Annotated in this window: 9 protein-coding genes and 2 pseudogenes; 6 read left to right on the top strand and 5 right to left on the bottom strand. The window is 63.8% G+C overall.

Going from position 1 to position 14740, the window contains the following annotated elements:
• The first annotated feature begins 22 nt into the window (after positions 1–22).
• Positions 23–997, top strand: coding sequence for a pirin family protein (locus tag ACNQVK_RS36890; protein WP_124714039.1), 975 nt, complete (start codon positions 23–25; stop codon positions 995–997).
• 4 nt (positions 998–1001) lie between these two features.
• On the opposite strand, the gene ACNQVK_RS36885 is transcribed toward ACNQVK_RS36890, so the two are convergent.
• Genes ACNQVK_RS36885 through ACNQVK_RS36865 form a run of 5 tightly spaced genes read right to left on the bottom strand, consistent with a single transcriptional unit; the run spans position 1002 to position 8646 of the window.
• The gene (locus tag ACNQVK_RS36885) at positions 1002–2078 is read right to left on the bottom strand and encodes a tetratricopeptide repeat-containing protein (protein ID WP_418033816.1); all 1077 of its coding nucleotides are present in this window, start codon (positions 2076–2078) and stop codon (positions 1002–1004) included.
• Positions 1999–3795 (bottom strand): CHAT domain-containing protein, encoded by a 1797-nt coding sequence (locus ACNQVK_RS36880; protein WP_418033814.1) that lies wholly within the window; start codon positions 3793–3795, stop codon positions 1999–2001. The genes ACNQVK_RS36885 and ACNQVK_RS36880 overlap by 80 nt, the downstream gene beginning before the upstream one ends.
• 32 nt (positions 3796–3827) lie before the next feature.
• Entirely contained in the window at positions 3828–4799 is a 972-nt protein-coding gene (locus ACNQVK_RS36875; RefSeq protein WP_047328137.1) for an IS481 family transposase, read from the bottom strand.
• Between the two features lie 58 nt (positions 4800–4857).
• On the bottom strand, positions 4858–7788 hold the full coding sequence (locus ACNQVK_RS36870) for a lipase/acyltransferase domain-containing protein (RefSeq protein ID WP_418033812.1): 2931 nt from the start codon (positions 7786–7788) through the stop codon (positions 4858–4860).
• Positions 7789–7800: 12 nt separating this feature from the next.
• A complete protein-coding gene (locus ACNQVK_RS36865; RefSeq protein WP_418033810.1) occupies positions 7801–8646 on the bottom strand; it encodes a caspase family protein in 846 nt (281 codons plus the stop codon).
• A gap of 203 nt (positions 8647–8849) precedes the next feature.
• Between ACNQVK_RS36865 and ACNQVK_RS36860 the strand changes: the two genes are divergently transcribed.
• The 5 genes and pseudogenes from ACNQVK_RS36860 (at position 8850) to ACNQVK_RS36840 (ending at position 14738) form a co-directional block, all read left to right on the top strand.
• Positions 8850–9587 carry a hypothetical protein gene (locus ACNQVK_RS36860; protein WP_418033808.1) on the top strand — a complete coding sequence of 246 codons (738 nt, stop codon included), beginning with the start codon at positions 8850–8852 and terminating at the stop codon, positions 9585–9587.
• Positions 9588–9845: 258 nt separating this feature from the next.
• Positions 9846–11132, top strand: a complete 1287-nt coding sequence (locus ACNQVK_RS36855; protein ID WP_418033807.1) for a toll/interleukin-1 receptor domain-containing protein — start codon at positions 9846–9848, stop codon at positions 11130–11132.
• A pseudogene (locus tag ACNQVK_RS36850) lies at positions 11129–13564 on the top strand (hypothetical protein); the annotation flags it as partial. The gene ACNQVK_RS36855 and the pseudogene ACNQVK_RS36850, both read left to right, overlap by 4 nt.
• Positions 13524–13661 (top strand): annotated as a pseudogene (locus tag ACNQVK_RS36845) (hypothetical protein); the annotation flags it as partial. The pseudogenes ACNQVK_RS36850 and ACNQVK_RS36845, both read left to right, overlap by 41 nt.
• A 153-nt stretch (positions 13662–13814) precedes the next feature.
• Positions 13815–14738: a WD40 repeat domain-containing protein gene (locus ACNQVK_RS36840; protein ID WP_418034578.1), complete on the top strand. Its 924-nt coding sequence runs from the start codon at positions 13815–13817 to the stop codon at positions 14736–14738.
• Positions 14739–14740 lie beyond the last annotated feature (2 nt).

Raw genomic sequence — 14740 nt, 5'->3', positions numbered from 1 at the left:
TTTCACCAACAGGAGGTAGGAGATGCCAGCCATCACCGCAGACACCCTGACCCTGCCCCGCATCGCGGCAGCTCAGGCGTCGGACACCGAACGCCCGGTTCGCTCCATCACGACCGGCCCGCGCGGATACGAAGGCGAGGGATTCCCTGTCGTGCGCGCATTCGGCGGAGTCAGCGCCGCAGACCTCGACCCGTTCGTCCACATGGACCAGATGGGCGAGGTGGAATACCAGCCCGGCGAGCCACGGGGCACCGATTGGCACCCGCACCGCGGGTTCGAAACCGTCACCTACATGATCGACGGCCGCTTCGCCCATCAGGATTCACATGGCGGCGGCGGTCTGATCACCGACGGCGCCACCCAGTGGATGACGGCCGGATCCGGCATCCTGCACATCGAGACCCCGCCGGCCGAACTCGTCGAGAACGGCGGCACCTTCCACGGCATCCAGCTGTGGGTGAACCTGCCCAAGAAGGACAAGTTCGCGACGCCGCGCTACCAGGCCATCGAAGGGCCCGACGCCAAGCTGCTGTCGTCCCAAGACGGCGGCGCCTTGGTCCGGATCATCGCCGGCGAGATCGACGGTGCGCAGGGCCCGGGCAGCACGCACACCCCGATCACCATGGCGCACGCCACGATCGAACCGGGCGCGCAGCTCAACCTGCCGTGGAACCGCGACTTCAACGCACTGGTGTACGTACTGAGCGGACGCGGTAGCGTCGGCCCGGTCGGTCACCCGATCCATCAGGGTCAGCTCGCAGTACTGGGCCCCGGTGACCGGATCACGGTCTCGGCCGAGGGAACTCAGGATTCGAACCGGCCCGCGATGGAGGTTCTGCTGCTGGGCGGTCAGCCGATTCGGGAACCGGTGTTCCACTACGGCCCGTTCGTGATGAACTCGAAGTCCGAGCTCATCCAGGCCCTGGAGGATTACCAGGCGGGCAAGTTCGGCCAGATCCCGCCGAATGCGCTCATGCCGCACCGGCCCCTGAGCTGATCGGCTAACCCGAAATACCGACGCCGCCCGGTCTGCGACTGGGCGGCTTAGGCTGCCCGGCAGCCGGTTTCGGCGAGGACCCGTTGGTCTGATTGGTGGAGACCGGCGGTTCGGGGCTCTGCCCGTTGCGCTCATCACCGCCGATACTCCGGCGCAGCTCGTCGAGGTGAGCCACTGTGATCCGGCTGCTGGCGCGGTTGGGATGGATCTTGATCAAGAGCCTGCTGGTGACGTCGAGGTGCGTACAGACCGAATCGAGGTTGCTTGCGGTAGGCGCAGCCAGTTGAACCACCTCTTCGAAACGGGTCAGCAACCGGGCCACTTCCTGTTGTCCGGCTTGGCCATTCCGCCCGAGCCTGCCCGACCTGAGCGCGCGCACCAAGGCTGCATCGGCGATCGCGACTGCCGTGTAGAACGTGCGGTCGATCGAGAACCGCTCGCGTGCTGTGGCCTCACAACGATCGATCAACGCATCGGCGTCCGGCACCTGTTTGTCTTTGTCGAGAATTGCCGTCAGGGTCAACCAGTTGAGCACGGAGTAGGGATCGAGGCATTGACGTTGCATTGTTAGCAGATGTGCCTGGTGGTATCGGTCGGACGCTTGGCGCAGCATCTCCGTGGCGGCTCTGACGGTCGGTTCGGCGGCGGCACGACGCTTGTACGCGCTACCGAGCAGGTTGTACCGCTCCGCGGTCTTGGACACCTCGAGCAGCCGTTCGAGGCGCTCGATGGCCCGTTCGTACAACTCCTTGGCGCGGTCGGGCTCGGTGTCAGTGAGATCGTTGGCCATGCGTGCCTCGAAATTGGCGAGTTGTTCAACGGCACGCATAGTCGTCGTTGATGTTTCGCCCTCTCCGGAAAGCGCGGCCACCAGATAGCGGCGGGCATCCTCGAATCGCCTCAGATTCCCGTAGGCGTAGCCGATCGCCATCTGAACGTCGGTTTGCTCAAGCCAGTCGGCGGGGCATTCCTTCGCCAGCGCGTTGAGTTGCTGGGCGGCCTCACTCGGCGCAATCGTGGGCGCCGAGCCAACTTCCGGCTTGCGACCGACGTAGCTCACCGCTTCGATGAACTCGGCCACGTCCACCCGGCCCGGCCGCCGTCGTTCCGGTAGCGGTGGGATCGAGCCGGTAGTCCGGGTCGCCATACGCCTGGTATGCGCCCCAGGTGTTGCTGTCGGGGAACTCTTCGTGGGTGTGGCCGCGAGCGGCCTTGAGCGCGTAGCCGAAAGTCTCTCCGCCGAGCATGCATTCGTAGAATTTCTGGGCGAACTCCTCGGCGGCGTCATCCTTGACAGCCCATCCGGCGGCTACCACCGCGCGGACGCCCATCTCGATCAGTTCGCGGGAAACGCTGGCGGCCAGTCGATTGAACTCGACGGTCGGCGTCTGCGCCGGTGCCTCGGGTCCGGTCTGGCCGATGTGGCAGCAGTTGAGGAAGACCAATTCCGGTACCTGCTGCATCTGGCCGACCTCGACAGCGGTCAGAAACACGCCGTTGTCGAGCACCATCCCGCTACGGGCCTTGCCGTCGGCTGTCACGGGTGGCTCGTAGTAGCCGTGGCCGGCCAAATGCACGATGCGGTAGGGCTTTCGGTACAGCCCGGCGAGGACTTCGAGTGCCGTCGGCTTGGTCACTGGCTTGTCGACGTCGAATCTCGCGCGCAGCAGGTCGTACACGGCACTGGCCTCGGCCATTGCGCCTGGCAATTGATTGAACGGTGGACTGACCAGCGGATCGCCGACGATGTAAGCCGCCGTGCCTGCCCGCGCTCCGATCTGTGGGCGGTAGTTCGAGGTCTGTAACTGCCGTACCAGAGCCTTGTCGAGACACAGAGCCTTGTCGCCGGCGCTCATCAGTTCCCATGGGTAGGAGGCGGTTTCGGCATCCAGGACGAGCACCAGATTGTCGACCTGGGCCAGCCCGGACTTGAGCTCGTTGGGCACCGTGAGTTCGAACAGCACACGCGATTCGTCTGCCCGGAATCGGGTTTGTGAGATCGAGTCCTTGATCAGCCGGTCCACCAGCTCGGGCTGGCGCTGCTGTGCGGTTGCCTCCGCGCGGGCGCGGTCCGACAGTGTGAGGAACCTGATCTGACGGTGGGCTTCAGCTCGGCCGGCGGGTGCGCTGATCGCCAGTTCCGCCAGCGCGGCAAGGAGTTCGGGGTCAGCGTTGTCCGATTCGAGCACCGCGCGCTTGAGCCGGTCGGCCAGCGGCTTGGGCAGGCACGCCGGTTCGGACTTGCGCGGCGGCACCACCACGCTGACCTCCCACCGACGCCATGCGTGCTGGCGACCTGCCGAGGCGGTCAGGCGCCGACGCCCCTCGCGGCCGCGCCGTAGCAGGGGTGCTGCCTCGATCTCGGTCTCGAGCTCCTTGCCGATCAGCGGAGCCAAGCGCTTGACCGCATGCGCGGCCTCGATCGCGGTGTCGGCGTAGAGCTCGACGATCTCGACTTCCTGGATGGTGAGGGCGGTGCTGTTACCGTCGGCGAGTTCGCGATTGGCCTGGCCGATAGCACGCAGAATGGCGCCGACCGAGTCCCCCACCGCGATGTTGGCGGTCGAGTTGCCGCCGACCAGCAGTACCGACAAGCCGATCTTCTCCGTCGCGGAGTCGTCATCCGATGATGCGGACAGACCATCGCGGCGTTCGAGAACGTACTGGAGTGCGGCACGTCGAAGCAGATCGCATAGTTGGCCCGCGCTGAGGTCGCCCCATTTGCCCAGTCCCACGACAATCGCACCCGTTGGCAGCGCCAGCGCCTTCTGTAGCGCCGTCGGCTTGCGTAAGACCACCGCCACGGATCCGAACACGCCGGGGTAGAGCCCTAGCTGTTCTTCACGGGTAGGTTGTGAACGCGTAGGCGCTCGATTGGTGTCATTCCGCCGATGCCGGTGTGGGGTCGGTGGTGATTGTAGTGATGCAGCCAGTGCTGGTAGGTTCCGGCGCGTTCGGCCTCAGAGCGGTAGGTCTGCGCATAGGCCCATTCGGTGGTCAGGGTGCGGTTGAATCGCTCGACTTTGCCGTTGGTCTGTGGCCGGTAGGGCCGGGTCCTCTTGTGGGTGATGTCGGGGCCGAGCGCTTCAGCGAAATTCTTTGACCGGTAACAGGATCCATTGTCGGTCAACACTCGTTTGACGGTGATGCCGTGGTCGGCGAAGAACGCGTTGGCGCGTTTCCAGAATCCCGCGGCGGTTTCTTTGCGTTCGTCGGTGAGGTCCTCGGAGTAGGCCAGCCGGGAGTGGTCATCAACGGCGTGGTGCAAGAACGTGTATCCCATGCCGCAGCGGTTGCGCCGGCCGGCTTGGCGACCCAGCTTGCGATGGCCGCCCCCGTCGGGGATGCGGCCCAGTTTCTTGACGTCGACATGGACCAAGTCGCCGGGAGCCGGGTGCTCATAGCGGCGGGGTTTGGGCCGGCGTACCGGTAACCCGGTGTTTTGGTCCAGGTGCCGCAGCAATGGCATCCGGTAGCGGCGCAGCACCGCCTCAACGGTCGAGCGTGGCAGGTGCAGGTAAGCGGCGATGCGATGTGGGCCCCAGCGCCGGGTGAAGCGCAGGTTGACGATGCGCCGCTCACGTCGTTTCGGCAACCGCAACGGACTGCGATGCGGCCGGCTGGGCCGGTCTACCATCGCTGCTTCGCCACCGTCGCGATAACGGTCGGCCCATTTCTTGGCTGTGGCCACCGAACATTGGAACCGCTCAGCCGCGCGCCGCAAACTCCAGCCCTGATCAACAACCGCCTGCGCAAGCCGCAACCGCCCACGAGGAGTCAACGAAGCATTAGCGTGGACCATGAGGACCTCTCGGTAATCGGATGTGCGTATTTGGTAACCACACCGATACCGGAGGTCCTCACCTACTTCCGCTCACCACGCCGTTCACAACCTGTCTGGGAGTTACACCTAGCGCGTAGCGCTCCGTCAGCGCGCCCCGCAGCAGCCCGTCCAATTGCGCCTCGGCGCCGATGATGGTGTCGCCCTCGTAGTGCCCCACCACAATGGGATAGCGCGCGTAGCGCAGGTCGTCGTGGACCACCGATACCCGGAAGCTCGGCTGTGCGCCTTCCTGATACGGCTTTTGCGCGGACTTTCCCAGGAGGTCGGCGGCCAGCGACGTCTCTGTCGGATAGAGCACCGGTTCGGGCAGGGCCCGGAAGTCCTGCGCGCCTCCGCGTGCTGAGCTGAGCGGGGTTTCCGAGAGTCGTGTGGTGGTACCGGAATCGAGCAGATCCTGGAGCGCGGGGAAGCTCGGCGCGTGAGACGCCAGGTCGCCGTGTACCGCATCCATGTACCAGGTGCGGACGCCGGGCAGGCGGCCCGAGACATACGTGACCCGGCCGTCGCCTTCCGTCGTACATTCCAGGACTATCCGGTCGCCGGCGGGTTTGACGCACCGCACGGTGCGCGGCGAGGTTCCTGCTACGTAGTGCACCCGATCCGCGTGGGATAAACCCGACAGCTGGTCTTTGATGGCGTCGCGCGTCGCGTGCGCGTCATTCAGCAGCTCTTCACGGGGAATGGCCGACTTGCGGCGTTTGCTCCGATAGCCCTGCCAGCACGACACGGTGAAAAAACCTTCGTCGTCGGGCAGCAGCTCGAGCACACCGGGGAACTTCGCGATGGTGTCGACGATCTCCGCCGTGTTGTGGGTGAGGTCCAGCAGCGCGAGTTTCTGCACGGTCGCAGCGGTGCCGAGCAAGGATTCGACGATGTCGTACGAGCCGCGGTTCGGGGTGCCGAGCATCACCAGCCGCCCGCCGTCGCGTTTGCAGATGCGGTCCCACAGGTCGGGCGCTTGGGCGATCATCGCGCGCACCACCAGCCCGCCCATACTGTGGGCGATGATGCGGACCGGCTGCTGCGTTCGTCGCAAGGCGTTCTCGAGCTCGACGATCAGCAGATGTGCTGCGGCGGTCACCGACCGGCGCCAGTCGTAGGCGAACGGGATGACTTCGTGTGTGTTCTGCAGAAACTCGCACAGCTCGCGGTAGCCATCGCCGACCAAGGAGACGGGGCGCACGTTCGCCGCGGTGACGTCGGCGAGATCGCCGAGCCCGCCGCGCAACAAGGCGGGGTAACGCATCCACACCTCGCGCTCGCCGACATTCAGGTGGGAGCCCATGATCCCCGGTAGGACAAAGACAATCGGCTGATCTGCGTTGGCGCGAGTCTGCAGTGACCGCAGCATCGGCACCGGATCGAGTGCTTCCGTCACGATGTCGCGGAAGATCGGCGGGCGCTTGTCCGCCGACGCGGCGAGCCACTCGACCAGCGCCCCACGCGTGCTCGGATTGCTGAAGTAGTTGAAGTGGCTGACGTCGGCGCCCTGGTCGAATATGTAGCCGGACGCCGTTCGGCGCGCCCCGTGAAACATCGCATCGGTGTTGACGACGAGATCGTTGTCCCGACCTTCATAGATGATGTGATCGCTGGCGAACACCCCGATCTTCTTGAGCCAGTTGCCGCCCTGGATATCGCCGGCGATGACCCCCATCGCCCCGAGCGCGGGATCGCTCAGATTGTTGAGCAGCGCGACCAGCGGTGATTGCGGCATCATCGCCTCGAGTCCGGGCACCAGCGACGGTTCGGTCCGGTTCTTGACGATCTCAAGTGCGATCCGCTTGATCACCTCATAGAGCGGAGTTCCGCCGACGCCCGGAATGAAACCGATGAGATTGGTCAGTACCGACAGGAAGATGTCGATGTTCTCGCCCGCCAGCAGAGTGCCGCGGGACGGCGAAGCGCAGCGCACGAACCGTTCAACCCGAAGTTGTTTCTGCGCAACCAGTTCCGCGAGCCGGCCTAGTTGTCTGCGGTCGTGCAGATCGGCCAGGTCCAGCTTTGATTCGCCACGTTTGAAGTTCGCCACAAGCTCGGTGTTGATCGACGTCAGCGTGACGAGGTCGGCTACCAGTCCGCCGCGTGAATGCGACACGATGCTGACCCGGCCGTTACGGGGCAGCACGTTGAGCAGGTCGATGGCGTTGTCGATCGGGCTGTCGCTCAAGGTGCGGTGTTCGAAGGCGTAGATGTTGTTGCCGAACAACCGCTGCAACTCTTGCCACTGTGGTTGCGCTTCGGTGTTGAGGAAGGCGCCGAAGCTACCTCGGGTGGAGGACGCGGTGCCATGGATGAACACCAAAATGGGCTTGTCGGCGTCGAAGTCGTTCAAATTGACGGCGCGCGCCGGTGCCCCGGTCTTACCGGTGGCGTCCTCCCACTTGTACAGGCCGGGACCGGGTCTGAGATTGTCCTCGATCATCCGGATCAACGCTTTGGTGGCGTACCAGGCGGGAACCTTTGCCAGCAGGTTGATTCCGAGGCCTTTCGCTTCATCGAACAGTTCTTTCGGCCATTGCGTTGGATCGGTGATCTTGTCGGTGATGTCGTCAGGATTCAGTCGCAACACCCGAAGCCGTGTGGTCAGCCACTCTTTGACGCCCCGCTCGGAGAGACGCGGTAGCGTATCGACGCTCACGGCGTCGCCGACTCTCGCCTCAGGCCTGAGAAGTGGGACTTCCTCGTAATACCGCTTGGCTGAGACCCACGTTGTGAACCCGCCCTCGATCTCGATCTCGAGTACGGCGTCGTCCTCCACCGAGATGCCTTGGGATTTCGGGCTTTGCTCGCGGGCCGACGGAGAGAGGTTGTAGGAGTCGACCACCTCGATCACGCCGAGCAGCCCGGTGCCGGGAACTTCGGGCTCGACGCCTGGTATGCCTCCGCGTACCGAATGGGTGTCGGCCGCGTCCTTGAGACCGGAAATCTGCAGCTTGATGGTCATCGTTCGACGGTGCTAGTCGAGGGGCGACAGGAAGGGCTGCTCGAGACGTGCTTCGCTGCCCTCGAGTTGTGGAACCTGCTCGTAGCGACCGCGTTTCAGCTTCGCGGAGGTCTGGTCGTGCAGTTCCCGGTAGGACAGCGGCGTGGCGGATTCGGTCAGCGCCTCGACCAGGTTGTAGGTCAGTGCTCCGGCGAAGCCACCGCCGATCGCGGCGTCGGCCGAGGTCTGATCTGCCCGGCAGCCAGAGATGAGCACCTCGGGAATGTCGACGTGAACGATGTCGCTGGTGCCGTGGTCGGCCGCGGACTTGTCACGGCGCGCTCCCCGCGTTGTCCCGGTCAGGCTGCGCCCGGACTCCACCGCATCCAGGTCCCACGGGCTCGGCAGGTATCGCTCGATCAAGGGAGCGTCGGGCGGTTCGAGGGCCCGCGTGATGGTGCCGGAATGGCAGCAGTCGGTGATCACGGTGAGGCTCACGCCGGCACCGAGGCCGTCGAAGACATTGCGGAGCCAGTCGTCGCGCAGCGGGTCGTTCCAATCGAGGTCGGTCGGGCACAGTATCTCGTCGCGGTTGTCGTCCTCATCCCCGTTGTCGTCGGGCACGTTCGACCCGTGACCGGAGTAGTGCACGAGCAACACATCGCCGCGCCGGGCCTCGCGGATCAACCCCGCGATGGCGCTCTCGATGGCTTCTTTGGTGGCGTCGAAATCCGTGATCAAGGAAATATCGCCGGACTCGAATTCGTACTGTCGTTGAAGCAGATTGGCCATGTTTTTCACGTCGGGAACGCAGCCGCGTAAGTCGTTGCCTGGAATTCGGTATCGGTTGACGCCGATGAGCACCGCTTTCTTGGTCATGGTGCTCTCCTTTGCATTGGGCCTCGGTCAGGATTGATGGTGAAATTCCGGTCCGGAGAAGCTGCAGGCCGACTCGGGCATCGCAGTATCCTCTCCTGAGACAGCGAAATGTCAGGTGGGCAATTGCAGTATGTGCACGTGATGCGTAAGGGTCGTGAGTAGTCGGGTACTCGAATTTGCGGCGCGGAGAGGACGGGTCACCCGTGACGGCACCGTTCCGGTTGGAGTTTCCGAATGCGGGCCGTGCACTTGCGGCACGTGTCGCCGAAACTGCGGAATTGCGCTCGGTCCTCACCGCTTTGGAACTGGTCCCGCCACGACCGACCGTGGTGGTGGTGGGTGGGGCTGCCGGGCTCGATGCCACTGACATGGCCCGCCTGCGCCCACTGTTCGCGTCGGGGATCGCGCCCGTGATGGAGAAATGCGGGGCGGTCGGCGTGGACGGCGGAACGCTGGCCGGCGTCATGCAGCTCTTCGGTGAGGTTCGCGCAGGTGCCTCGTTTCCGCTCCTGGGTGTGGTCGCGGCAGGCACGGTGCGCTTGCCCGGCACCTCTTCGCCCGATGACGGGCACAGTTTCGAGCTGGAGCCTCGGCACACCCATTTCCTGGTCGTGCCCGGTGACAAGTGGGGTACGGAGGCCCCGTGGATCGCCGAGGTCGCAACCGTTCTCGCTGAGGGTGCACCCTCGGTCACGGTGCTGATCAACGGTGGCGATATCGCCTACTCCGATGTCGAGCTGAGCGTCAATGCCGGACGCCCCGTCGTGGCGATCGCCGGATCGGGGCGAACAGCCGACGCTTTCGCGAATGGGATGGCAGGTGAGTTGGTTGATGGACGGGTTGCGACGCTGGTTCGCTCCGGGCTGATCCGTTCGGTGCCGGCGGATGAGCCGGAAGGTCTCGCTGAATTGCTTGAGACCGTTCTCGGTGGCAACCGCTGAGGGAATTGAACTGACAGTTCCCGCCAAATTCGAGTAGTCGACTACGCTACGCCGCCGTCACGTCGGCGAGGACCATTGATTTGTGCCTGGAGCGTTCCCTGGTCACCCCGCGCTGGTGATGCGCCATCCCAGCGACGCCGGTAGTTGTCTGGCGCAATTTGAATCGAGCAATTCGAGATGAACGAGGAATTCTGGGGCAGCCTCCTTTCACATATCCGGCATCAGGTGCTGGTGCCCGTCGTGGGCCCGGATGTCACTGTGGTCAAGGTCGACGGCTCCGAGCAGAGGCTGACGACCCTCGTGGGCGAACGGCTCACCGAGCGGTATGGGTTGACGGTTCCACCCGGGGTCACCACCACCGATCAGGCGGTGTCCGCGTTTCTGCGTGAGCGTGGCCGCGACGAGGTCGACGACCTGTACGGCGTGATCGACGAAATCGTCGTGGACCTCGATCCGGAACCCGGCGATGCGCTGAGAGACCTGGCAGCCATCGATGATCTGCGATTGTTCGTGACGACCACGCCTGACCGATTGCTCGCCAAGGCGTTGCGTGCCATCCGCGGCCGGCCGGTGCGCGAGGTGTCGTTCGCCCCGAACAAGTCCACTCCGGACCAGGAGCGGAATGCCAAAGAGCCAGGGCCGGCCGATACCGTCGTGCTGAGTCTGTTCGGTCAAACCGCGGCCATGCCCGAGTACGCGATCCATGAGGAAGACCGACTGGAGTGGATCCACGCACTACTGACGGAGAAAGCCAGCCTTCCTGACTGGCTCGACTACCCGTTGAAGCATCAGCCGATGCTGTTCATCGGATGCCAGATCCCCGACTGGTTCGGGCGGTTTCTCGTCCGGCTGTCCAGCGACAAACGGCTGTCGCTCGGCGGCAAACCGTTCTTCTTCGCCGCGAACTCGCGGGAACCGTCGCTGTCGAGCTTCTTTTCGACCTACTGCCGCCGAACGATGGTCAAGCAGTTGGACATGGAGCCGACCGAGTTCGTCGCGCAGTTGCGTAGCCGCTGGGAGGCCAGACAGCCCAGTCCTCGTGCGCCCTCCCTACCCGGACCTCAAGACACAGAACCGCCATCACTGGACAACGCGGAGATCTTCATCAGTTACAAGCACGAGGATGTGATCGCGGCACGGCGTCTGTACGACGCGATCACCAGACTCGGCGGGGTGGCCTGGCTCGATGAGCGAGAGCTGCACACCGGAGACGCCTGGGAAGACGAGATTCTGAGCTGTATTCGTCAGACCGTCAGCCTGTTCGTCCCGGTGATTTCCGCGAACACCGAACGGAAGAAAGAAAGCTACGTCTTCAGGGAATGGAACGAGGCGGTAGAGCGAACGCGCGGCATTCTGGGGCAGCGCTTCATCATGCCGGTCGTTATCGACGATGATTACGACGGCGATACGAACCGCTTCAGGCAAGTGCCGAGGGAGTTCAAGGACTTCCAGTTCGGCCATGCGCCCGGCGGCGAGCCGGACGCGGACCTGACCAAGGACGTGATCTCCGCAATCCGGGAAATTCGACGTAACGACGCAGCATGACGCACGCGACGATCACGATGAGGCTGGACGCCGACAATCCGTGGCCCGGCCTTGAGTCGTATTGCGAAGACGCGCAGGGCTTCTTCTACGGCCGCGTTCATGAATGTCAGAAACTTCTGAAGAAGGTTCTCGACGCACCCGTCACGGTCTTGTTCGGTCGCTCGGGCCTGGGTAAGACGTCGCTGCTCCACGCGGGCCTGTTCCCGTTGCTGCGCAACGAGAACTATCTGCCGATATATGTCCGGTTCGACCTCAAGCCAGGCGCGGCATCATTGAGCCGCCAGCTCCACGAGGCGGTCCGCAAGGCCATCCAAGCCGAAGCGCCCGACGCAATGCTTCCCGGGGACGACGAATCACTGTGGGAATACCTGCATCGCGCCGACCTCGAGCTGTGGAGTTCACGGAACTACCTACTCACCCCCGTGATCGTGCTCGACCAGTTCGAAGAGCTGTTCACGCTCGGCGAGGGCGTACCCGATGAGGTGGAGGCATTCAAGTACGACCTTGCCGACCTCGCCGAGAACCGGATACCCGCGGACCTGGCCGCGCGCATCAAGAGTGACCCTGCTGAGGCACGTCGATTCAATTTGCGGTCACACAACTGCAAGCTGCTGATCAGTCTGCGGGAGGATTTTCTCGCGCACCTCGAGGACTGGTGCCGGTTCATTCCTGCGCTGGGGCGCTCGCGTATGCGGCTGCTTCCCTTGGGTACTGACGAAGCGTTCGATGCGGTGTACAAACCTGCTCAACACCTGATGACACCTGAACTGGCGCACCAAGTCGTCGGCATCATCGCCGGCGCGGGTCTGCATCCTGGCGGCGAATCCACATTGCAGGGCGTCGAGCTTCCCGCCAACGGCCGTGGCGCGGCCGATGTCGAACCGACGTTGCTCAGCTTGGTCTGCCGCGAGCTCAACGAGGAACGCAAGCGACTCGGTAAGGCCGCGTTCGATGACCAACTCGTTGAGGAGCATGGTCGATCCACGATCCCGAACTACTACATCTCGTGCGTGGGCGGCATGCGGCCAGAGGTCGCGGAATTCATCGAGAACCAGTTGATCACCAAGACGGGGTTCCGTGATTTCGAAGCTGTCGAGGATGCGGTGCCGTCACATCTGACCCATGAGGAACTCGACCAGCTGATCGACTCACGACTGGTGCGCCTCGCGGAATACCATGGCACGCAACGGATCGAGTTGATCCACGATGTGCTCACGGGCACGGTACGGAACCATCGCGACCGAAGGCTCGCCGAAGAAGACCGTCGCCGCGTGGAACTGGAGAAGGAATGCGAGAAGGCGGCGCTCGCAGAGGCCGCGGAGCGTGCTCACGAACGTGAGCGAGTTGCCCATGCCCAACTGGCGGTTGAGGAACGCGCCAAGATCGAGGCCCAGCGCCAGACCCAGGCATTGCTCAAGCGCACACGGCAACTGCGCGCGGCTTTGGTTGTGGTGGTAGTTGCCGCGGTTCTTGTCGCTGGGTTCTGGGGGTGGGCGCTTCGCCAACGTAATGAGGCGCAAGAGCACTTTCGGGCTGCGACCGCAGAGCGGTTGTACGGTGAGGCGTTGTTGATGCTTGCAGGACGCTCGCCCCTCGGCAGCAATGATTTCGAGGCAATGCAGATGTTGCTTGCCGCGTATGCCATTCCGTCGACAGAGGCCAGACGCAGCTACGATCTGCTGACTGCGCTCAACGAGGAACGCGACCTACTCAAGATTATCGACCTCCCCTCTTTCGTTAGGAGTGTGGCGTTCAGCCCGGATGGTGCTCACATCGCGTCCGGCAGCTACGACAACACTGTTCGGGTATGGGACGCGGTCAGCGGTCAGCCGGTCGGTCAACCGATGCGCCACGATGCCGCTGTCATGAGTGTGGCGTTCAGTCGTGATGGTGCGCGGATTGTGTCCGGCGGCGCGGATGACTCTGTGCGGGTGTGGGATGCGGTCAGCGGTCAGCCCGTGGGTCAACCGATGCGCCACGATGCCGCTGTCATGAGTGTGGCGTTCAGTCGTGATGGTGCGCGGATTGTGTCCGGCGGCGCGGATGACTCTGTGCGGGTGTGGGATGCGGTCAGCGGTCAGCCGGTCGGTCAACCGATGCGCCACAACGACATGGTGGCGAGTGTGGCGTTCAGTCCGGATGGTGCCCGGATCGTTTCCGGCAGCTACGACGGCACTGTGCGGGTGTGGGATGCGGTCAGCGGTCAGCCGGTCGGTCAACCGATGCGCCACAACGACCTAGTGACGAGTGTGGCATTCAGTCCTGACGGTGCGCGAATAGCGTCCGGCAGCGCTGATAAGACTTTGCGGCTGTGGGACGCCGTCAGCGGTCAACCCGTGGGTCAACCGATGCGCCACGATGCCGCTGTCATGAGTGTGGCATTCAGCCCTGATGGTGCCCGTATCGCCGCGGCCAGCTACGACAATGCAATTCAGCTATGGGATGTCTCGACCACCGCCGCTGCAGCCCGGCGTCCTGCTCGGACACGAGTCCCCCGTATGGACACTTGCGTTCAGCCCCGACAGCCGCCAGTTGGTTTCAGCAGGAGGTGACGACCGGACTATCCGGCTGTGGGACGCCACCAGTTGGCAACCCATGCGTGGCCACACAGACGCGGCTTGGGCCGGGTTCTTCGATGACGGCCGGCGCATCGGCTCGGGTAGCGGCGGGGACGACAAAACGGTGCGGTGGTGGGACGCTGCGACGGGGCAGCCGATCGGCGAACCACTACGCGTCGATAACCCGGATGTCAGTTCCCTATTCCCGGTTGGCGAGAACCGTCTGCTGTCGTTGTCACAACCTGGCGCCGCCACCGCCGCGCAGCTATGGGACGCCCGAAGCGGAAGACCGATCGGCGAACCGCTGCGGCTGCGGCCCGACCCCAATCGGGAGGTCGTCGCTGACGAAACGGCCACGTGGATCGCCGTCAAGATTGAACCCAGCGTTCTGCAGGTGTACAAGTCTGACACCATGCGTCCGGTCGGAGCGCCGATCCGACCGACGGAGCCGATCGCGACGATCAACTTCAGCTACGACGGTCGGATCGTTGCCACGGGCGGTGCCCAAGGAACGGTTGAGCTGTGGGACTCTGGCACTGGTAAGCGAATCGGTCAGCCGATGAAGGGCAACAGCTGGGTGGCGAGCATCGCGTTCAGCGACGACGGGCACTTGCTGGCTATTGGGTATGCCAACTACAAGCTCCGGTTGTGGGATATCGGCACCTTTGAGCCCAAAGGCAATGACATGCCACAGGTTTCCCTTCCGGCAGTCGTGGCATTGAGTCCCGACAATCGCACGATCGCATCGGGTGGCAATGACGGCAACATCCAACTCTGGGACGTAGACGGCCAAAAGCAGCTCGGCGCTCCGCTCACGGGCCACTCAGCGTCAGTGACGAGTCTTCATTTCAGTTCGGATGGAAAGAAACTGCTGTCGTCCAGTGGGGACGGCACGTTGCGCGTTTGGCCGGTTCTGGAGCCTGATCCGAACCTGTTGTGCGCCAAGCTCGCCCACAATATGACCCCCGAACGGGAGAGCGAGACTGCCCGCGGAATCGACTACGACTCGCCCTGCACTCGTCTGACTTCATCCGAGTACGCCGGATAGCG

This window comes from Mycobacterium sp. 134, from assembly GCF_048282715.1.
Classification (GTDB): domain Bacteria; phylum Actinomycetota; class Actinomycetes; order Mycobacteriales; family Mycobacteriaceae; genus Mycobacterium; species Mycobacterium septicum.
This window is presented reverse-complemented; position numbering and strand designations above follow the sequence as displayed.